Source organism: Neotamlana nanhaiensis (assembly GCF_000943555.1).
Taxonomy (GTDB): Bacteria; Bacteroidota; Bacteroidia; order Flavobacteriales; family Flavobacteriaceae; genus Neotamlana; species Neotamlana nanhaiensis.
The window spans coordinates 24,912-46,130 of sequence record NZ_JTDV01000011.1 but is presented as its reverse complement, the minus strand read 5'-3'; the positions used below and the strand labels follow the sequence as shown (position 1 = coordinate 46,130).

18 protein-coding genes are annotated in these 21,219 nt (G+C 34.7%); 8 read left to right on the top strand and 10 right to left on the bottom strand.

The genetic code is table 11. The annotated features are described in order from the left end of the window. Positions 1-12: 12 nt before the first annotated feature. The 3 genes from PK35_RS12475 to PK35_RS12465 form a co-directional block, all read right to left on the bottom strand. Positions 13-1,041, bottom strand: a complete 1,029-nt coding sequence (locus PK35_RS12475; RefSeq protein WP_044626897.1) for a rod shape-determining protein — start codon at positions 1,039-1,041, stop codon at positions 13-15. A gap of 159 nt (positions 1,042-1,200) precedes the next feature. Then, a complete protein-coding gene (gene purH / locus PK35_RS12470; RefSeq protein WP_044626896.1) occupies positions 1,201-2,733 on the bottom strand; it encodes a bifunctional phosphoribosylaminoimidazolecarboxamide formyltransferase/IMP cyclohydrolase in 1,533 nt (510 codons plus the stop codon). A 208-nt stretch (positions 2,734-2,941) separates the two neighbouring features. Then, positions 2,942-3,397 (bottom strand): GAF domain-containing protein, encoded by a 456-nt coding sequence (locus PK35_RS12465; RefSeq protein ID WP_044626895.1) that lies wholly within the window; start codon positions 3,395-3,397, stop codon positions 2,942-2,944. Between the two features lie 114 nt (positions 3,398-3,511). Here PK35_RS12465 and xrtF point away from each other — a divergent pair, with 114 nt between their 5' ends. The 4 genes from xrtF to PK35_RS12445 all read left to right on the top strand — a co-directional run bounded on the left by xrtF (position 3,512) and on the right by PK35_RS12445 (position 6,048). Then, positions 3,512-4,063: an exosortase family protein XrtF gene (gene xrtF / locus PK35_RS12460; RefSeq protein WP_044626894.1), complete on the top strand. Its 552-nt coding sequence runs from the start codon at positions 3,512-3,514 to the stop codon at positions 4,061-4,063. Beyond that, positions 4,056-4,484 (top strand): exosortase F system-associated membrane protein, encoded by a 429-nt coding sequence (locus tag PK35_RS12455; RefSeq protein WP_044626947.1) that lies wholly within the window; start codon positions 4,056-4,058, stop codon positions 4,482-4,484. The genes xrtF and PK35_RS12455 overlap by 8 nt, the downstream gene beginning before the upstream one ends. Before the next feature lie 41 nt (positions 4,485-4,525). After that, positions 4,526-5,575, top strand: coding sequence for a DUF6807 domain-containing protein (locus PK35_RS12450; RefSeq protein WP_082048582.1), 1,050 nt, complete (start codon positions 4,526-4,528; stop codon positions 5,573-5,575). Positions 5,576-5,748: 173 nt separating this feature from the next. Further along, the gene (locus tag PK35_RS12445) at positions 5,749-6,048 is read left to right on the top strand and encodes an isoamylase early set domain-containing protein (protein WP_044626892.1); all 300 of its coding nucleotides are present in this window, start codon (positions 5,749-5,751) and stop codon (positions 6,046-6,048) included. Between the two features lie 146 nt (positions 6,049-6,194). Here the strand turns inward: PK35_RS12445 and PK35_RS12440 are convergent, their stop codons facing one another. The 5 genes from PK35_RS12440 to PK35_RS12420 form a co-directional block, all read right to left on the bottom strand. After that, positions 6,195-7,019, bottom strand: coding sequence for a thymidylate synthase (locus PK35_RS12440; RefSeq protein WP_044626891.1), 825 nt, complete (start codon positions 7,017-7,019; stop codon positions 6,195-6,197). Between the two features lie 152 nt (positions 7,020-7,171). Then, the gene (locus PK35_RS12435; protein WP_044626890.1) at positions 7,172-8,677 is read right to left on the bottom strand and encodes a NupC/NupG family nucleoside CNT transporter; all 1,506 of its coding nucleotides are present in this window, start codon (positions 8,675-8,677) and stop codon (positions 7,172-7,174) included. A 16-nt stretch (positions 8,678-8,693) separates the two neighbouring features. After that, positions 8,694-9,314, bottom strand: a complete 621-nt coding sequence (locus tag PK35_RS12430; RefSeq protein WP_044626889.1) for a bifunctional nuclease family protein — start codon at positions 9,312-9,314, stop codon at positions 8,694-8,696. A gap of 120 nt (positions 9,315-9,434) precedes the next feature. Continuing rightward, a complete protein-coding gene (locus PK35_RS12425; RefSeq protein ID WP_044626888.1) occupies positions 9,435-10,394 on the bottom strand; it encodes an electron transfer flavoprotein subunit alpha/FixB family protein in 960 nt (319 codons plus the stop codon). Positions 10,395-10,498: 104 nt separating this feature from the next. Continuing rightward, positions 10,499-11,245: an electron transfer flavoprotein subunit beta/FixA family protein gene (locus PK35_RS12420; protein WP_044626887.1), complete on the bottom strand. Its 747-nt coding sequence runs from the start codon at positions 11,243-11,245 to the stop codon at positions 10,499-10,501. 157 nt (positions 11,246-11,402) lie between these two features. Between PK35_RS12420 and PK35_RS12415 the strand changes: the two genes are divergently transcribed. Together PK35_RS12415 and PK35_RS12410 are read left to right on the top strand one after the other, a co-directional pair. After that, positions 11,403-12,380 carry a pyruvate dehydrogenase complex E1 component subunit beta gene (locus PK35_RS12415; protein WP_044626886.1) on the top strand — a complete coding sequence of 326 codons (978 nt, stop codon included), beginning with the start codon at positions 11,403-11,405 and terminating at the stop codon, positions 12,378-12,380. A 64-nt stretch (positions 12,381-12,444) separates the two neighbouring features. Next, the gene (locus PK35_RS12410) at positions 12,445-14,952 is read left to right on the top strand and encodes a DUF5686 and carboxypeptidase-like regulatory domain-containing protein (protein WP_044626885.1); all 2,508 of its coding nucleotides are present in this window, start codon (positions 12,445-12,447) and stop codon (positions 14,950-14,952) included. A 2-nt stretch (positions 14,953-14,954) separates the two neighbouring features. Here the strand turns inward: PK35_RS12410 and PK35_RS12405 are convergent, their stop codons facing one another. Further along, positions 14,955-15,584 (bottom strand): YiiX/YebB-like N1pC/P60 family cysteine hydrolase, encoded by a 630-nt coding sequence (locus PK35_RS12405; RefSeq protein ID WP_157841069.1) that lies wholly within the window; start codon positions 15,582-15,584, stop codon positions 14,955-14,957. A 10-nt stretch (positions 15,585-15,594) separates the two neighbouring features. Beyond that, positions 15,595-17,823, bottom strand: a complete 2,229-nt coding sequence (locus PK35_RS12400; RefSeq protein ID WP_044626884.1) for a M1 family metallopeptidase — start codon at positions 17,821-17,823, stop codon at positions 15,595-15,597. Positions 17,824-18,033: 210 nt separating this feature from the next. Between PK35_RS12400 and PK35_RS12395 the strand changes: the two genes are divergently transcribed. Both PK35_RS12395 and PK35_RS12390 read left to right on the top strand, forming a co-directional pair. Next, on the top strand, positions 18,034-18,561 hold the full coding sequence (locus PK35_RS12395) for an inorganic diphosphatase (RefSeq protein ID WP_044626883.1): 528 nt from the start codon (positions 18,034-18,036) through the stop codon (positions 18,559-18,561). Between the two features lie 282 nt (positions 18,562-18,843). Next, on the top strand, positions 18,844-21,216 hold the full coding sequence (locus tag PK35_RS12390; protein ID WP_044626882.1) for a sodium-translocating pyrophosphatase: 2,373 nt from the start codon (positions 18,844-18,846) through the stop codon (positions 21,214-21,216). Positions 21,217-21,219 lie beyond the last annotated feature (3 nt).

Genomic DNA, 21,219 nt, shown 5'->3' with positions numbered 1-21,219 from the left:
TATTTTTCAGTTTTACTTAATCAATACACTTTTATATTTAGCTAAGTTTTTAAGCGTGATACCAGTACCACGTACAACGGCTCTTAATGGGTCTTCGGCAATATAAACTGGTAAGTCTGTTTTTTGCGACAAACGTTTATCTAAACCGCGAAGCATAGAACCACCACCCGCTAAATAAATACCAGTGTTGTAAATATCGGCGGCTAATTCTGGAGGTGTTTGCCCAAGTGTTTCCATTACAGCATCTTCTATACGAAGAATTGACTTATCGAGTGCTTTAGCAATTTCACGATACGAAATAGAAACTTGTTTAGGTTTTCCTGTTAATAAATCGCGCCCTTGCACGCTCATATCTTCTGGCGGAACTTCTAAATCTTCGGTAGCTGCACCAATTTGAATTTTTATTTTTTCGGCAGTACGTTCACCTACATATAAGTTATGTTGCGTACGCATGTAGTATACAATGTCGTTTGTAAACACATCGCCTGCAATTTTAACCGATTTATCGCAAACAATACCACCAAGTGCAATAACCGCGATTTCGGTAGTACCACCACCTATATCAACAACCATATTACCTTTTGGTTGCATAATATCGACACCAATACCAATGGCCGCCGCCATAGGTTCGTGTATTAGGTAAACTTCTTTACCGTTAACACGTTCGGCACTTTCTTTTACCGCACGCATTTCAACCTCTGTAATTCCTGAAGGAATACAAATTACCATACGTAAAGCCGGTGTAAAAAACTTCTTTTTTAAAGCTGGTATGTTTTTAATAAACATACTAATCATTTGCTCCGAAGCATCAAAATCGGCAATTACGCCATCCTTTAAAGGACGAATGGTTTTTATGTTTTCATGGGTTTTTCCTTGCATTAAACTAGCTTCGTGACCTACCGCAATTATTTTGTTATTTACACGATCGCGAGCCACTATAGATGGCGAATCTACAACAACCTTATCGTTATGGATAATTAGTGTATTTGCCGTACCTAAGTCTATTGCTATTTCTTCAGTTAGGAAGTCAAAAAATCCCATGCGTATTTAGTAATTTTTAAGGGTTTAAAAAACGAATTTCGTAAAAGTAATAAAAGTTAATAAATTAATTTGGTATTAACCTATTCAAAATTTATTAAAATATTTTATTGAACACTTATACGCTTTTTGTCGGTTTTTAGATGCCTAAAATGAAAATTTTTAGTGTTTAAAATGACGCATTCCAGTCATAACCATAGCCAAGTCGTTTTCGTTACAAAAATCGATACTCAATTGGTCTTTTATAGAACCACCTGGTTGAATAACCGATGCTATTCCGGCATTTTTAGCAATTTCTACACAATCTGGAAATGGGAAAAAAGCATCACTTGCCATTGCAGCACCATTTAAATCGAATTTAAAAGTGCCTGCTTTGTGTATGGCTTGCTCTAGCGCGTCCACACGACTGGTTTGTCCTGTTCCGCTTGCGCAAAGTTGTTTGTTTTTTGCTAAAACAATAGTATTTGATTTGGTATGCTTACAAATTTTTGAAGCGAATAATAAATCTTCAATTTGAGCCTCGGTTGGCGCTAAATTGGTGACAGTTTTTAAATCTTCAGCTTTATCGGTAATTTCATTTCTATCTTGTACTAAAATACCATTTAAACAACTTCTAACATTTGTTTTTGGCATGTCGATATCGTGAATTACTAATAGAATTCTGTTCTTTTTACCTTTTAAAATTTCTAACGCTTCCGCGGAAAAAGACGGCGCGATAACCACTTCGCAAAATAGTTTGTGAATTTCTTCGGCTGTAGCCAAATCGATTTCCGTATTACTAATTAAAACACCACCAAAAGCCGAAACTGGGTCGCCCGCTAAAGCATCAACATAGGCTTGTTTAATGGTGTCGCGTTGCGCTAAACCACAAGCGTTGTTATGCTTTAAAATTGCAAAAGTTGGTGCTTCGTTTTTAAACTCTAACATTAAGTTTACAGCAGCATCAACATCTAATAAGTTGTTGTAGCTTAATTCTTTACCGTGAAGTTTTGTGAATAACTCATCAAAATTTCCGAAGAAAAACCCTTTTTGGTGTGGGTTTTCTCCGTAGCGCAATGTTTTACCGTTAGTTTCACTAATTTTTAAAACAGTTTCTTCGTTGTCTTGGTTGAAGTAATTGAAGATTGCCGAATCGTAATGCGACGATACGTTAAAGGCTTTAGTTGCAAAACGCTTTCTGTCTGCTTCGGTAATGGAACCATTATTGGCTGAAATTAACTCTAAAAATTCAGCGTAATCATCAACAGAAGAGACACAGATTACATCGGCATAATTTTTTGCAGCGGCACGAATTAACGAAATACCACCGATGTCAATTTTTTCAATAATATCTTGATTGCTTGCCCCTGAAGCTACTGTTTTTTCGAATGGATATAAATCAACAATAACCACATCGATTTGCGGAATTTCGTATTCTGATAATTCTTTAACATCACCTTCGTGGTTTTGTCGGTTTAAAATACCACCAAAAACTTTTGGATGTAAAGTTTTTACACGACCACCAAGAATTGAAGGGTACGAAGTAACATCTTCAACAGGAACAACGTTTATGCCTAAATCGTTAATAAATTTTTCTGTGCCACCAGTAGAATAAATAGTTACACCTTGTTTGTCTAGTTCTTTAACAATAGGTTCTAATCCGTCTTTGCTAAATACCGAAATTAATGCCGATTTAATAGTTTTTGCGTTGCTCATTAGTGTTGTGTTGTTTAAAAAATTGAGAGTTTTTTGTTAGTTTTAGTAATAAAATGCAAAAGTACTCAAAATGATTAAATATAAAACTAATGCAGCGCTTAAAATGAAGTGATTTCTTAACGAAATAAGGAAGTTGTTAACAGCTAAAATTCAAAGTTTAAGATTTAGGGTTCAAAATTAGCATAACAACAAAATTCAGAATTTTAAACTAAAGCATCTCAGATACTTTTTTACAAACAAATTCCAAAAAGCGTTCATCGGCTTCGGTAAAAGGATCTGGAGTGTTCGAATCGATATCTATTTGTCCAATATTTTCGCCATTAACAAAAATAGGAATAACAATTTCAGCTTTAACTGTAATACTGCATGCTATGTAATTATCTTGAGCCGCAACATCTGGCACCACAAAATTTTGATTACTTACAGCTACTTGCCCACAAATACCTTTACCAAATGGAATTATAGTATGGTCTGTAGGCGCACCAACATAAGGGCCTAGTTTTAACTCTTCTTTATCGCCATTTTTAAAATAAAAACCCACCCAATTGTAATAGTTAATGCTTGCTTCTAGCAGCTCACATATTTTAAGTAGGCGTTCGTCTATGGTTTTCTTTTTATTTAAAATTATGCTTTCAACTTTGGGTTTTAGGCTGTTAAAATCCATATACAAATTGGTTTATTTTATACTTAAAATCAATCGATTTATAATTAAGTTTCGATTATCGAGCAAAAATATTTAAAAAGCTGTAATTTCGGTTTTGGTTTAAGAAATATTTAATTGAAAACACTGTTTTTAAAATACAAAGGCGTCGTAAAGTTTATACTTACTTTTTTAGTGGTTTATACTGTTTTGTCGTTTACTTATAAATTTTACTTGCAGTATAGCGATGGTAGTAAATTTTACCCAGATTATTTAACCCATTTGGTGGCTAAGCAATCTGAAATTTTATTAAACGATTTTGGCTATAAAGTGTTTATGCAACCGCATCCTAACGAGCCTTCAATGAAACTTATTTTTAATGGTAAATATTTGGCTCGAATTGTAGAGGGTTGTAATTCGGTAAGTGTTATTATTTTATTTGTATCGTTTATTGTTGCTTTTTCGGGTAGTTTAAAAAGCACCATTTTTTATGTTGTTTTTGGTAGTGTTTTAATTTATATAGTCAACTTATTACGCATAGTTGTTTTAAGTATTGGACTGTATAAATATCCAGAACACGATCATGTTTTGCATAATGTAATTTTTCCAGCAATAATTTACGGGATGCTATTTTTGTTATGGGTAATTTGGGTAAATCAATTTTCTAAATTTGAAAATAAAAATGAATAGAGCAGGGCGTTACATAATGATTTCTATGCTTTTTATGCTTTTGATTTTTGTCAGGTTTTTTGAAGATGATTTGTTTTACGACCCGTATTTAACCTTTTTTCAAAACGACTATTTGTATATTGATAGTCCGCGTCGCGAAGTAGCGAAATTAGTATTAAACACCACATTTAGGTTTTTACTAAATACAATTATTAGCCTAGGTATTATTTTTCTTTTTTTTAAAGATAAAGGCATTGTGAAATTTTCTGCAATCGTTTATAGCCTTGCATTTGTGGTTTTAATGTTGTTGTATTTATATTTTGTGGTAAACCCTAAACAGGAAGATTATTATTTGTTTTTTAATATCCGACGGTTTTTAATTCAACCCATTATTTTATTGTTGTTATTACCTGCGTTTTATTATCAGAAGTTAAAAAGTTAAGGTATATGTTGTATATTTCATAAGTCACTAATAAAAAGATCATGTATATTCGATTGTTAACCCTAATTTGTTGGTTTTGTTTGTGTTTTTCTTGTAAACAAGGCAACGAATCTTCAGCAATTTCTACCAAAAATTATGTAAATATTGTGAAGAATGATGCGCAAAATCGTATTGATATTTTTGTCGATTCGGTTTATTTTACTTCATATTTATATGCCGATAGTATGTTGCGAAAACCCGTACTTTTTCCTTTAAAAACTGCAAATGGTAAGCGCATAACTCGCGGATTTCCTTTTAAACCCATTGTAGGAGAACGCATGGATCATCCGCACCATTATGGATTGTGGCTTAATCATGGTGATGTAAATGGTGTTGATTATTGGAATAGTGCCGTGGTTCCTAAAAATGAGAATGCACGTTACGGACGCATCAATCATGTGGAGTTTTTAAAAATGAAATCTGGTGGAGTTGGCGAATTAAGCGTAAAGAAAAATTGGGTGAATGATAAACAGGAGATTGTTATTGAGGAAGTAACAACTTATCGTTTTAAAGGCGATAAAAACGTTAGAAGTATAACCTGTAATTCTACATTAAAAGCTGTTAGTAAAAATGTGATTTTTACCGATTCTAAAGAGGGCATGTTCGCCATACGTGTGCGTACAGAATTGGAAATGCCGTCGGAAAGAATTGACAAGCGTTTTGGTGTAGAAGTTGATAGCTTAGTTAATATTAAACCTACCGGATTTTATAAAAATAGTAATGGTATTCAAGGTTACCCAGAAGTTTGGGGTAAGCGCGCAAAATGGATGCAGTTAGTAGGTGTGGTCGATGATGATAGCGTTGCGGTTAGTATTTTATCGCATCCCAAAAACCCAAATCACGAACCACATTGGATGGCACGCGATTATGGTTTGTTTGCTGTAAACCCGTTAGGGTCTAAAACCTATACCAATGGAGAAGAAGAACTGAATTTTAGTTTGAAAAAGGATGAAAGTATAACGTTTTGTTATCGGGTTTTAATTGAAAATGGAGTGGTTTCATCGGTAAGGGATATTGAAACACAGTTTTTGAAATTTGCTGAAAATCAGTAAAAAAGCTGATTTTTAACTTGAAGAAATGGTAAAAAAGATGTGATTTTTTTAAAATGTAATAAAATTTTTACTTCAAATTGATAAATTAATAATTCTTAGTCTTATAGTGTTACTTGTAATAAATTTGTCGTAACTTATTTTATAAATTTGTTTAAACCTAAAAATAAAAAATTATGTCTATTAAAAAACAGTATTTAAAATCTAAGCCAATTTGTAAGGTAACTTTCGAGATTACTCCAGATGAAGCAAAAAAGGTATCTGTAGTAGGGAGTTTTAATAAATGGAGTGCTAAGGCTAATCCTTTAAAAAAATTAAAAAGTGGTACATTTAAAGGTACAATAGATTTAGAAAAAGATAGTTCATACGAATTTAAATATTTAATCGACGAAACCGTTTACACTAATGATGAGGCTGCAGATGCTTATGCTTGGAATGATTTTGCAGGTGCCGAAAATAGTGTTGTAACTGTTTAATTAAATAATAAAAAAGTACATTATAAAAAGGCTGTCTAGTAAGTCTGGTTAAAAATATATGCTTTTTTTAAATTTTAAAAATCAATTTAACAAGCTTTTTTAGTTAGCTAGAATTAATAACTTTTTAGTAGACAGCCTTGGAGATTTTATATGGCAACTACACCTTTTATATGTGGGTACGGGTTGTAATTTTCTAAGGTAAAATCGTTAAAAGTAAACTCAAAGATATCATTTATTTTTGGGTTTAGAATCATTTTTGGAAGAGGTCTAGGTTCTCTAGATAATTGTAACTCCAATTGCTCAAAATGATTGTTGTAAATATGGGCATCACCAAAGGTGTGAATAAATTCACCAGGTTGATAACCACAAACTTGTGCCATCATCATTGTAAACAGGGCATATGATGCTATGTTAAAAGGTACGCCTAAAAATATATCGGCACTACGTTGGTATAGTTGACACGATAGCTTTCCATCGGCTACATAAAATTGAAAAAAGGCATGACACGGTGGTAAAGCAGCTTTACCATTGGCTACATTTTCACTAAAACTCTTTGATGTATCTGGTAACACCGAAGGATTCCAAGCCGAAACCAACATTCTACGGCTATTAGGATTTTGTTTTAAGGTTTCAATAACTTCTTTTATTTGGTCTATTTCATCGCTATTCCAGTTACGCCATTGGTGGCCATAAACAGGACCTAAATCGCCATTTTCGTCAGCCCATTCATTCCAAATTCTAACACCATTTTCGGTTAAATAATTTATGTTGGTATCACCTTTTAAAAACCAAAGTAATTCATGGATTATCGATTTTAAGTGTAATTTTTTGGTGGTTACCATAGGGAAACCTTCGCTTAAATCGAAACGCATTTGGTAGCCAAAAACACTTTTGGTACCCGTTCCTGTGCGGTCTCCTTTTTCGTTTCCATGTTCTAAAACGTGTTTAACTAAATCGTGATATTGTTTCATATTTATTATCCACAACTGTGGAAATCTTATTTAATTCAACTCAATTTTTAATGGTTAAAAATATAAAAAAGCATCAAAACTTAATTTGATGCTTTATATATCTTATCATAAAGTTATTAACTTAAAACTTGTCTTTTTAAGCAAGAAGATATTTACCCAATAATCATTCCAGCAATTGTAGCTGAAATTAACGAGGCAATAGTACCTCCAATTAAGGCTTTCATTCCGAATTGCGATAATACTTTGCGTTGTCCAGGAGCTAATGAGCCAATACCACCAATTTGAATACCTATGGATGCAAAATTAGCAAAGCCACAAAGCATGTAGGTCGCCATTATTACCGATTTTTCATAATTTAAATGAATACTGTTTGTAACATCTTTTAAATCGCGCAATTGAATGTAGCCAATAAATTCGCTTGCGGCAAGTTTAATACCTAGGAGTTGTCCCATAAGCGCCATATCTTCTTGAGCAACACCAATAAGCCACATTAAAGGCGCAAAAATATAGCCCAAAATAAGTTCTAAAGATAGGCTTTCGTAAGAGGTGTTGTTTGCAACCCAAGTGTTGAACGACGTTATATCTCCAACCCAACCTAAAAGGCCATTAAACATTGCAATAAAAGCAACGAATACTAATAGCATAGCGCCAACATTAACGGCTAATTTTAAACCTTCGGTAGTTCCGTTAGCAATAGCATCTAAAAAGTTTGAACCTATTTTTTCTTGTGATACACTAACATCGGTATTTACATCTTCGGTTTGCGGATATAGTATTTTAGAAATAACAATAGCACCTGGAGCTGCCATTACAGAAGCTGCTAGTAAGTGCTTTGCATAAAATAAACGTAATGCTGGATCGTCACCACCTAAAAAGCCAATATAAGCCGCTAATACAGCACCAGCAACGGTTGCCATACCGCCAATCATTACTAACAGCATTTCAGACTTATTCATTTTTTCTAAATAAGCTTTTATAAGTAGCGGTGCTTCGGTTTGACCTAAAAAGATGTTACCAGCAACGCTTAAACTTTCAGCCCCAGAAATTTTTAAGGCTTTTGATAGCAACCAAGCCATTCCTTTAACTACTTTTTGAATAACACCAAGATAAAATAATACCGATGTTAAAGCTGAAAAGAAAATAATGGTTGGTAGTACTTGAAAGGCAAAAATATAGCCAAAGGTATCCATGTCAACTACTAAACCTTCAAATAAAAATTTGCTTCCTGCTCTTGTAAATTCTAACACACTTACAAATAAGCTACCAACAAATTCAAAAATATTTTTTACGAAGTCTACTTTTAAAACCCCGACTGCAATTATGAGTTGAAAGGCTAAACCAAGGCCTACAATTTTCCAATTAATTGCTTTTTTATTACTGCTGAATAGAAAAGCAATAAATACCAAAGTAATCATACCTAAAGCACCGCGCCATAAACTGTTTACAGTAAAACCTTGACTAGGAATAATACTGTTTTCAGATGGATTATTGTTTGAGGCTTCCGTGATAGTTTCAACTGTAGCTTGTAAAGTATCGCTAGCTACAGAAGCAGTAGTTTCTATAGCTTCGAGTTGTGGAATGGTATCTAAATCTTGAGAAAATGTTAATGTTGAAAAGAGAAGAAATAATGGAAGTAAGTACAAAAACGGCTTGCTCATAATTAAATTTTGGGTGTTATTCTCGTTTAGATATTTCGTCGCGAATATGTGCTGCTTTTTCGTAATCTTCGTTTGCAACTGCTTCGTCTAATAATTTATGAAGTTCTTCTAAAGTTTTAGATATAAGGCTTTCGCTTGGTTGAGAAGGTTCTAATTCGTTGGCCACTAATTCGTCCATTAAAACGCTGTCCTGTTCTTCGTTTTCATCTTCTTTTTTAGGGTTTACTTTTAGGTAAATACCCGCTTTATCAAGAATGTTTTTATAGGTAAAAATTGGCGCTTGAAAACGTAGTGCTAATGCAATTGCATCACTAGTTCTGGCATCAATAATTTCTTCAATTTTATCGCGTTCGCAAATTAAACTAGAGTAAAATACACCATCAACTAGTTTATGAATAATAACTTGTTTTACAACAATATCGAATCTGTCGGCGAAATTTTTAAATAAATCGTGGGTTAATGGTCGTGGTGGGCTAATTTCTTTTTCAAGAGCGATGGCGATAGATTGTGCCTCGAAAGCACCAATTACAATAGGAAGTTTACGATCTCCTTCTACTTCATTTAAAATTAAGGCATAAGCACCGTTTTGGGTTTGGCTGTACGATATACCTTTTATATTTAATCTTACTAAACTCATAATTTATTAAAACGCAAAGAACTGTTTAAATTAGGACTTTACCAACTACAAATCGTAGTTTTATGATAAAATGCTAATTTAATCAGTTCTTTCGAACAATACAATTTATAAAAATTATATTTATTGTTGAGCTTTAAACGCTTTTAATTTTTCAATTAAGGCAGGAACCACCTCAAAAGCATCTCCAACAACGCCATAATCGGCAGCCTTAAAGAAAGGAGCTTCTGGATCGGTATTAATTACAACTTTTACTTTTGATGCGTTTATACCTGCTAAATGCTGAATAGCTCCAGAAATACCAATGGCTATATAAAGGTTTGATGCTACTGGTTTACCAGTTTGCCCAACGTGTTCGCTATGAGGGCGCCATCCTAAATCTGATACTGGTTTTGAGCATGCTGTGGCAGCACCTAAAACATCTGCTAATTCTTCAACCATACCCCAGTTTTCAGGGCCTTTTAATCCGCGACCACCCGAAACTACTATTTCGGCATCGGCAATACTTACTTTGTCTGTGGCTTTATCAACCGATTCTACGCTTACTCCTAACTCAGGAATGGCAGGCGAGAAGTCTTCCGCGGAAGCGCTACCACTAGATTCAACTAAACCAAAGGCATTATTGGAAACACCAACAATTTTTATTTCTGAATTAATTTCGGTAATCTCGAAAGCTTTGTTTGTAAAGGCGGTTCGTTTTACTTTAAACGGACTCGTGCTTTCTGGTTTTGCAATAACGTTTGAAGCGTAACCAGCATTTAAACTAACCGATAACAATGGTGCTAAATACTTGCTGTCTGCCGAAGAACTTACTACAACCACTTGTGCATTTTCTTGTTCGGCAGCTTGTTTAATAACTTGCGCAAAGGCATTGGCATTAAAACTGTTTAAAGCATCGTTTTTTACGTTTAAAACTTTATCTACACCATAAGCCGCTAGAGCGCTGGTATCATTGGCATTTATTGAAACGGCTGTAACTGTGGTTCCTAAATCGGATGCTACGGCCTTGGCGTAACTTGCAACCTCGAAAGCTGCTTTTTTAAATACACCTTGTTCTGATTCTGTATATACTAAAACTGACATAATAATTTTTCTAAATTTTTTCCTGATTATTTTTCAGGAACTTATTAATACTCATAAAGTGTTTAAAAAGATTCCGTAGTTAAATTCGGAATGATTTAATAGCACTAAATCACCTTAGCTTCGTTATGAAGTAAATTCACTAATTCATCTAAATTATCTGGAGCAACTAAAGTTACGGCGCCTTTTGGAGCTGGTTTTTCAAAAGTTACCGATGTGGTTTGCGCTATCGCATCAACAGGCTCAGCAACCGTTAATGGCTTTTTTCTAGCCATCATAATACCGCGCATGTTTGGTATGCGTAAATCGCTTTCTTCAACCAAACCTTTTTGTCCCCCAATTACTAGTGGTAATGTTGTAGAAATGGTTTCTTTACCACCATCAATTTCGCGTATTGCTTTTGCTGAAGAGCCATCAACCTCAAGCCCAATACAATTATTCACAAAGTTAGCTTGGGTTAAACCAGCAATCATACCTGGAACCATACCTCCGTTATAGTCAATAGATTCTCTACCAGCTATAACTAAATCGTAACCACCGTTTTCAATAACGCTTGCCAATTGTTTTGCAACCGTAAAACCGTCTGTGGCAGCAGTATTTACGCGAATAGCTTCATCGGCACCAATAGCTAATGCTTTTCGTAAAGTTGGTTCTGTTTCTGGTCCGCCAACGTTAACAACCGTTACACTAGCGCCTTGTTTTTCTTTAAACCACATGGCTCTTGTAAGGCCAAACTCGTCATTTGGGTTAATTACAAACTGTACACCGTTGGTATCGAATTTGGTGTCGCCATCGGTGAAATTTATTTTAGAAGTCGTGTCTGGAACATGACTAATACAAACTAATATTTTCATAATATTTAGTAATTTTAAGTCTTATTTTTTATTGTGGCTACGAAGTTAATTATTTATTTTGAAAAATACTATGCGCGCATAATAAATTTTAGTTAAAATCTTGCTAGAGAGTTTATCATTTATTGTTATTTTTGCTACTCGATAAAAAAAACTATTAATGAAAACAATTCAATTTAGAGAAGCTATTGCCGAAGCCATGAGCGAAGAAATGCGTCGCGACGAGAGCATTTACTTAATGGGTGAAGAGGTTGCAGAATATAATGGTGCCTACAAAGCATCAAAAGGAATGTTAGACGAATTTGGTCCAAAACGTGTTATCGATACGCCAATTGCCGAACTTGGTTTTGCAGGTGTTGCCATTGGTTCTACCATGACAGGTAACCGACCAATAGTTGAATACATGACTTTTAACTTCTCTTTAGTTGGTATTGATCAAATTATAAACAATGCTGCGAAAATCAGACAAATGTCTGGCGGACAATTTAACTGTCCGATTGTATTTCGTGGGCCAACAGCTTCTGCGGGTCAATTAGGAGCTACGCACTCGCAAGCTTTTGAAAACTGGTTTGCAAATACACCTGGTTTAAAAGTAGTTGTGCCATCAAACCCTTACGATGCTAAAGGTTTATTAAAAGCAGCTATACGCGACGACGACCCAGTTATTTTTATGGAAAGTGAGCAAATGTATGGTGATAAAGGTGAAGTGCCAGAAGGTGAGTATATTTTACCTTTAGGAGTTGCTGATATTAAACGCGAAGGAACCGATGTTACTATTGTATCGTTTGGTAAAATTATTAAGGAAGCTTACAAAGCTGCTGATGAATTAGAGAAAGAAGGTATTTCGTGTGAAATTATCGATTTACGTACCGTGCGCCCAATGGATAGAAAAGCGATTGTTGAGTCTGTTAAGAAAACAAATCGTTTAGTAATTTTAGAAGAAGCATGGCCTTTTGGTAATGTTGCAACAGAAATTACCTATTTAGTGCAAAGCGAAGCTTTCGATTATTTAGATGCACCTATTGTAAAAATTAATACAGCCGATACACCAGCGCCATACTCGCCAGTATTGTTAGAAGAATGGTTGCCAAACAGCAACGACGTTGTTAAGGCTGTTAAAAAAGTATTATATAAATAATTTGTATTTTTTTACGTTATATAAACTTCATCGGCATTATTGTTGATGAAGTTTTTTTTGTATTATGAATTTTAAGTTACTATTTCTTCTTTTCTTTATAGGAATTTTTTCCGCACAATCTCAAACCAAAGTAAGTGGTTACGTGTTCGACGAATTCGAGCAACCCGTATCGTTTGCTAATGTTATTTTTGAAGGCTCTACCCAAGGTACTATTACCGACGAGAATGGGAAGTTTTATTTAGAGTCCGATGAAACTTGGGGAGCTTTAACCGTATCGTTTATTGGGTATGAAACTTTAAATATTCCATTAGACAAAAAAGTAAATTACAATTTAAAGTTTGTTTTAAAAGAAGAAACTAGTCAGCTCGATCAAGTTGTTATTTTTACGGGAAAGCAATCTAAAAAAAATAACCCAGCAATCGATTTACTTCGGAAAATTTGGGAACACAAACGCAGCAATGGTTTAAAACAATTTAAACAATACGAATACGATAAATACGAAAAAGTAGAATTCGACATTAATTCTATTGATAGTGCCTTAATGAAGAGTAACTTGTTTAAAGGCATGGAATTTGTTTTTAATCATGTAGATACTTCTAACGTAACAGGTAAGGCTTATTTGCCCATGTTTATTAATGAAGCTGTATCGAAAGTATATGGTGATAACGTAATAAATAAAACCAAAGAAGTGCTTGAAGGCAATAAAAATTCTGGTTTTAGCGATAACCAAATCATAATCGATTTTGTAAACGATTTATACAACGATTTTAGCGTTTACGATAATTATCTTAAGTTTTTCGATAAGAGTTTTGTAAGTCCCTTGTCTAGAACAGGAATTAGTACATACAACTATGTGTTAACCGATAGTGCTTATATTGATAATAAATGGTGTTACAACATTGTGTATTATCCGCGTCGTAAAAACGAACTTACCTTTAAAGGCGATTTTTGGGTAGCCGACACCACTTATGCTATAAAAGAAATCAACCTTCAAGCATCAAAAAGTGCTAATATAAACTGGGTAAAAGATATTTATATTGAGCAGGAGTTTGATGTATTAACCGATTCGCTTTTTCTGGTAAAACGCGATTATATGATGAGTGATTTTTCATTCAGTAAAAAAGATAAAGCTCGCGGTATATACGGAAAACGCACAACCATTTATAATAATTATAAATTCGATATCGCCAAGGATAAAAAATTCTACGATACCGAAGTGTATAATTATGATAAAGATGTATATAATCGAGACGATGCGTTTTGGGCAAACAATCGTTTGGAAGAATTAAATAAAGACGAAAAGGGCGTTTACAAAATGTTAGACACCTTAAAAACCGTAAAAAAGTTTCAGCGTTTATATAATTTAGGAAGTATTTTAGCTTCGGGCTATATTGAGTTTAATACACTTCCGTTAGATTATGGACCCATATTTTCAACCTTTGGATTTAACGAAGTAGAAGGATTACGTTTACGTACCGGTGGTCGAACTTACTTTGGGCCAAACGATTTGTGGCGATTAGAAGGTTTTACAGCTTACGGATTTCGTGACGATAAATTTAAATACGGTATTTCGGGTAAATGGTTGCTCGATAAAAAAAGCCGATTAATAATATCGGGAGGAAATCGGCGCGATGTAGAACAAATAGGAGCAAGTTTAACAACGAGTACCGATGTTTTAGGCCGCAGTTTAGCATCATCGTCGGTAGTTGGTACCAGTACCAACGATAAATTAACCTCTATAAATTTAAGTAGTTTAGCCATTGAAGCCGAACCTTGGCGAAATGTTATTTTTAGAGTAACAGGAAATTACCGAACCTTAGAATCTGCTTCATCAACATTTAGTTTAGATTATAATACGCCAGATGGTATTGCTTCAGAAATTAAACAGTTCGAAAGCTCATTTTCATTGTCCTACTATCCAAAACGAAAAATGACAGGTTTTGGGGTAGAGCGAAGAGTGGCAAACGACGATTTTCCAAGTTTATTTGCGCAAGTGTCTCGAGGCGATAAAGGTGTTTTTGATAGCGATTTCGATTATACAAAGCTGCAATTTTCATATATTCAGCCTTGGCAAGTTGGAGGTTTTGGGCGTTTAACAACAACTATTGAAGCTGGTAAAACTTTTGGCGAAGTACCACTGGGTTTATTAAGTGTTATTCCAGGTAATCAATCGTACTTTTCAATATACAATACCTTTTCGCAATTAGATTTTTATGAGTTTGTAACCGATACTTACGCATCTTTTCATATTCAGCATAATTTTAACGGACGCTTATTTTCTAGAATACCACTTTTACGAAAACTTAATTTAAGAGAAATTGTTAGTATTCGTGGTGCTTGGGGCGACATTTCGCAGGAAAACATCGATTTAAATAATGTGCCTTCTAACCCCAACAATATTCAGCTTATTGCACCAAATAATGAACCGTATTACGAGTACAGTTTTGGTATAGGAAATATTTTTAAAGTATTTAGGTTAGATTTTAATTTTAGAGGAAATTATAAAGATGAATTAGCATATCCAAACGCTCGAAAATTTGGTATAACTGGTAGTTTTGGTTTCGATTTTTAAAATTAGTTAATCTTACCAATAAATTCTAAATTTTCACTGCTAGCCATCCCGTTAGGGTTACAACCTAATTTTCCTTCGGGAATAGCAATGCCTAAGTTGTTATAGTGTTTAACCCAACCATCATGAAAGGTTTTGGTTTTAGGGTTTTTAAAAGTCATAGGCTCTAATTTAAAAACACTATCATTTTTAAACAGTTCATAAATATATTCTGAACAATAAAAACCTTCGTCTTCTAAAATATAAGTGACATTATAAGGTTTGTTAATTAAAGCTCTCGCTTTAGTAATAGCTGATGCAATTTGTTTATTGCTTATGGTCTTTATACGATATAAATCTACACTATAATCAGTAGCTTCATCAGGTTTATAAAAATCTTCAAGCGATTCTCTTACAACACCTTTTCCTAAATCGGAATGATACACAAAAATTTTATCGTTAATTACCTCGCAAATGCCCATGTGCGTATAAGTGTTTTTTTTGGCAGTTTGAGTAACGTCGTTAATTGCCGAAGATAATTCACTTTTAGAAGCACCTCTAAAAACAATGTCGCCCGTTTTAATATTTTCAGAAGAATTACAGCTTAAAAAGACGATACTAGAAAACAGTAAGCATAATGTTTTAAAATATTTCAAACCGAATAATTTATTTCTTTTTAGCCTTAAAATCATCAAACTCCGATTCATTTTCTTCCTTAGGGAAACTGTTGTTTTGAGTGTTGGTATCGGCAAGTTCTAAGTTCGGATCTAAATTTACTTTAGCAACTTCTTTATCTTTAATAAAAGTGTGCTGAATTTCGTATTCATTTCTACGCCAAACTTCTGCAGGTAGTTGATCAATTTCGGTAGTGCCATCGGTAAAAACCCATTCAATAATAACCGGCATTACTAGTCCGCCACGATTTTTTACGGTAATTTCATAAATATTTTTTCCCGAAAGTTGTTTTCTAACTTCGGCGTCATCTAAACGCGATAAAAATTGTCCATAATCTTTATCAGGAGTATCAACCATATTTATAAATTCGGGACCGTTACTAAAATCATCTATTTCAGCATTAGCATTAGCGCCGCTAGCAGTAATTTTAGCTTTCGACGATTTCTTTTTATCTTCAATATTTGCAGTGTCTTCATAAACCTTAAACCACTTTACGTTGCTTAATTCCATATCTACGTTATCGGTGGTAAAAAACCAGCCTCTAAAAAACCAATCTAAATCGGTAGCCGTAGCATCTTCAAGAGTTCTAAATAGATCACTTGGGTTAGGATGTTTGTATTTCCAACGGTTTGCGTATTCTTTAAAAGCTTCGTCGAACAATTCTTTTCCAATAATAGTGTTTCTTAACATTTGCAGTCCAACGGTGGGTTTTAAATAAAAATTAGCTCCAAACTGGTTAAAAAGCTCATTGTCGGAAGTCGTCATTATTGGGCGCAAAATATTTTTATCGCCGCTCATAAATGGCGCAATTACTTTTGGTGTTACATGATTAAAATCTGGATAACGTTCGGCTAAAGTGCGTTGGTGTAAAAAGGTGTTTAGGCCTTCGTCCATCCACATCCACTTGCGTTCGTCGGAACTCACAATCATTGGAAACCAGTTGTGCCCAACTTCATGTACAATAGTACTTAACATGCCTTGTTTGGCACGTTCGCTAATATTACCGTCTTTATCTGGTCTGCCTCCATTAAAGCTAATCATTGGGAATTCCATACCAATGTTGGATGTATTTACCGAAATACACACCGGATAAGGATAATCGAAGGTCGCTTCAGAATACACTTCTAAGGCGTGTTTTACGGCTTCGGTAGAGTTGTATTGCCATACCGGTAATCCTTCTTTTGGATATAACGACATGGCCAAAACCGTGTTAGTTGGCAGTTTTACGGCTTGCGCATCCCATAAAAATTTTCTCGAAGATGCGAATGCAAAATCACGCACATTTTCGGCTTTAAATTTCCAGGTTTTTTGTTTGGTAGATTTTGTCGATTCGTTAGTAATAGCTTCTTCTTTAGTAATAATCATTACTGGCTTATCGAAGGTGCTTTTTGCTTTTTCAATTCGTTTTCGTTGTGTTTTACTAAGTACAGATTCACTGTTTTGTAAGGTTCCAGTTGCTGCGATAATATGGTCGGCGGGTACGGTTATTTCAACGTCGTAATCGCCAAACTCTAAGGCAAATTCACCCAGTTTTTGAAACTGTTGGTTTTGCCAACCTTCGGTATCGTTATAAACGGCCATTCTAGGAAACCAGTGCGCCATTAGGTAAGTGGTGTTATCATCTTCTGGGAAATATTCGTAACCTTCACGCGACAGACGATACATGCTTCTGTCGGTAATTGGGTACGACCATGAAATTGATATGGTGGTTGATGCTCCAGCGTTTAAAGTGGTGTTTAATTTCACCTTCATCATGGTGTTGTTAATGGTTGTTTTTAAAGTATTACCATGGCCATCTTTTACAGATTTAATTGTGTAACCCGCTGGAAAATCAATGGCTCGTGTTAAACGTTGCATGTTTTGGGTGGTAATAGAATCTTTTATATTATTGTTTATCGATCCAAAATCTTCGTTCCCTTTTTTATTTACATTTTGCTCTAATTGCATCCAAACGTAGCTTAAGTTATCGGGTGAGTTGTTAAAATAGGTAATAACCGCTTCACCAGAAAGTACGTTTGTTTTTTCGTTTATTTGCGCTTTAATTTTATAATTGGCACGTTGTTGCCAATAGTCTTTTCCAGGAGCACCACTTGCATTTCTGTAATTGTTTGGTGGTGCAATAATATTATCTATGGGTTCAAATTTACCTTGCCAAGGTTGGGTTTGTGCCTGTAAAAACGGACTTAAAGCAAAAAATATAATTAGAAGATAATTACGCATTATTTTTTCTTTAAAAATTCGTTACAATATAATGAATAGTTAAGTATTTAAAAGATAATTTTTTTAGGATGTTTAAAACTACATCGTTATAGTACTTAAATAACATATAAAAAACAGGCATTAGTTGTTAAATGCTAAAGGGTTGTTTACATTTGCTCTTGAAACTAAACTGAGCAAATCACGAATCTAGAACAGAATATTATTTAAGTTATGAGTAAAAAAAAATCTACAACTTTTGATGTTTTAATTGAAATACCAAAAGGCAGCCGAAATAAATATGAATACGATTTTACGCTGCATAAAATTCGTTTCGATAGAACCCTTTTTTCTTCAATGATGTACCCAGGAGATTATGGTTTTATTCCTGAAACTTTAGCTTTAGATCAAGATCCATTAGATGTTTTAGTATTATCTACAGAGCCATCGTACCCTATGGTGGTTATGGAAGTACGCCCAATAGGTGTATTTCATATGACTGATGAAAAAGGTCCTGATGAAAAAATTATTTGTGTACCAGTTTCAGATCCTGTTTGGAATAAGCGTGCCGATATAGGTGATTTAAACCCGCACCGTTTAAAAGAAATTGAACACTTTTTTCAAGTGTATAAAGATTTAGAAAAGAAAAAAGTAGATGTTGGTGGTTGGGGAAATGCCGAAGAAGCGATTAAAATTTACAACGAGTGTGTGCAACGTTACGACGATAGTGAACACAAGAAAAAGAGAACGTTTACCATTTAGTTCTTTTTTTAAAAAATATTTTCAAAAACCACCTTACTCATTAAGGTGGTTTTTTTGTAACTATATTACAGTACGAGTTAAATAGTTTAAAATTATTGTAATGTTGTTTTTGTATTTAAAATATCAATTGTTTGACTGATATCTGTCATAAAAATATTGATTTTTTAATTTAAGTAATTGTTTAGTGATAAATACTTAATTAATTATAGCTTTTTTTTATAATTTTTATTTTCCTATTTTAGTCCAGCAAAAAAATAAGTTTTAATTAAACCAACTAACCATATGGAAAATATTCTAAATTTTTTACCTCTTTTTGGGGTGTTAGCCTTAGTATTTGTATTTGTTAAAAGTGCTTGGGTAGGCAAACAAGATCAAGGCGATGAGAAAATGAAACGCATTGCAAAAAACATTGCCGATGGCGCCATGTCTTTCTTAAAAGCCGAATATAAAATATTATCAATTTTTGTAATAGCCGTTGCCATTTTATTGTTTTTTAAAGGAAGTAACGAAGCAGGCTCCAACGGTATGGTAGCTGTATCGTTTGTGGTGGGCGCAATATGTTCTGCCTTGGCAGGATTTATTGGTATGAAGGTGGCTACAAAAGCCAATGTACGTACCACAAGTGCTGCACGAACCTCGTTGGGTAAAGCACTGGAGGTCGCATTTGCTGGAGGCGCTGTAATGGGCTTAGGTGTTGTAGGCTTAGGTGTTTTAGGTTTAAGCGGGTTGTTTATGATTTATAGCGAAATGGGCTGGGGATTAAACGAAGTGCTTAACGTACTTTCTGGATTTTCTCTTGGAGCTTCGTCTATTGCATTGTTTGCACGTGTAGGAGGCGGAATTTATACCAAAGCAGCCGATGTTGGTGCCGATTTAGTAGGAAAAGTAGAAGCGGGTATCCCAGAGGATCATCCGTTAAATCCAGCAACTATTGCCGATAACGTAGGTGATAACGTAGGTGATGTGGCAGGAATGGGAGCCGATTTATTCGAATCGTACGTAGGTTCAATTATTGGTACAATGGTTTTAGGCGCCTTTATAATTACTCCAAACGTCGCCAATGGTATTGGTGCGGTGTATTTGCCTTTGGTACTTGCAGCAGTAGGAATTGTTATGTCGATTATCGGAACATTTTTTGTGAAAGTTAAAGATGGTGGTAACCCGCAAACTGCTTTAAATATTGGCGAATTTGGTTCGGCAGGTCTTATGCTTATAGCGTCATACTTTATTATTAAAGCCTTTATTCCTGAAGCTACCGAAGGATTAGCCCATGGCTCAACAGGAGTTTTTATGGCTGTTTTAGCTGGTTTAGTAGCTGGTTTAGCAGTAGGGAAAATTACCGAATACTATACTGGTACAGGTACAAAGCCTGTAAATTCTATCGTAAAACAAAGTGAAACAGGTTCTGCAACAAACATAATAGCGGGCTTAGGTATCGGTATGATGTCAACAGCAATTCCTATTATTTTAATTGCAGCTGCAATTTTGGTGTCGCATTATTACGCTGGTTTATATGGTATCGCTATTGCGGCAGTTGGTATGTTGGCCAATACAGGCATTCAATTGGCTGTTGATGCTTATGGTCCAATTTCTGATAATGCAGGAGGTATCGCAGAAATGGCCGAATTACCAAGCGAAGTTCGTGAGCGTACCGATAAGTTAGATGCGGTTGGTAATACTACAGCAGCTATTGGTAAAGGTTTTGCTATTGCTTCGGCGGCTTTAACCGCTTTAGCATTATTTGCGGCATTTATGAAAACTGCTGGAATCACATCAATCGATGTGTCGCAACCTAATATAATGGCTGGATTATTAGTAGGAGGTATGTTGCCATTTGTATTTTCAGCTTTATCAATGAATGCGGTTGGTCGTGCAGCTATGGCGATGATTGAAGAAGTGCGTCGTCAATTTAGAGATATTCCTCAGTTAAAGGCAGCTTTAGAAATTATGCGTAAATACGATTCAGATATGTCTAAAGCATCAGAAGCTGATAGAAAAATTTTCGATGCGGCTGATGGTGTAGCAGAATACGATAAATGTGTAGCTATTTCAACGCAAGCCTCAATTAAAGAAATGGTGTTACCGGGCTTGTTAGCTATTGCGGTGCCTGTAGCTATTGGATTTATTGGTGGTGCCGAAATGTTAGGAGGTACATTAGCAGGAGTAACTACATGTGGCGTTTTAATGGCCATTTTCCAATCGAATGCTGGTGGCGCTTGGGATAACGCAAAAAAAACTATTGAAGAACAAGGTAGAAAAGGTACCGATGCTCATAAAGCTGCTGTAGTAGGTGATACTGTAGGTGATCCGTTTAAAGACACATCGGGACCGTCGTTAAATATTTTATTAAAATTGATGTCGGTTGTGGCCTTAGTTATTGCACCAAGTTTGGTGAGTGAAGCCTCTGTTTCAGCTTATGCTTCAGATCAAATTGAAATTAAAAAGGAAGTTAAAGTTGAAATGACCAAAATTGATGACCATTCGGTTAAAGCAGTGGTAACAACAATTACAACTAAAAATGGTGTTGAAACTACCGATTATGAAACATTTGAAGGAGCAGAAGATGAGGTTATAGCAAACGTTGAAGCCTTAAAAGGAAATGCTAAAGATGTAAGTGTAGCGGTTAAAAAAGTGATAAAAAAAACAACAGAATAACTG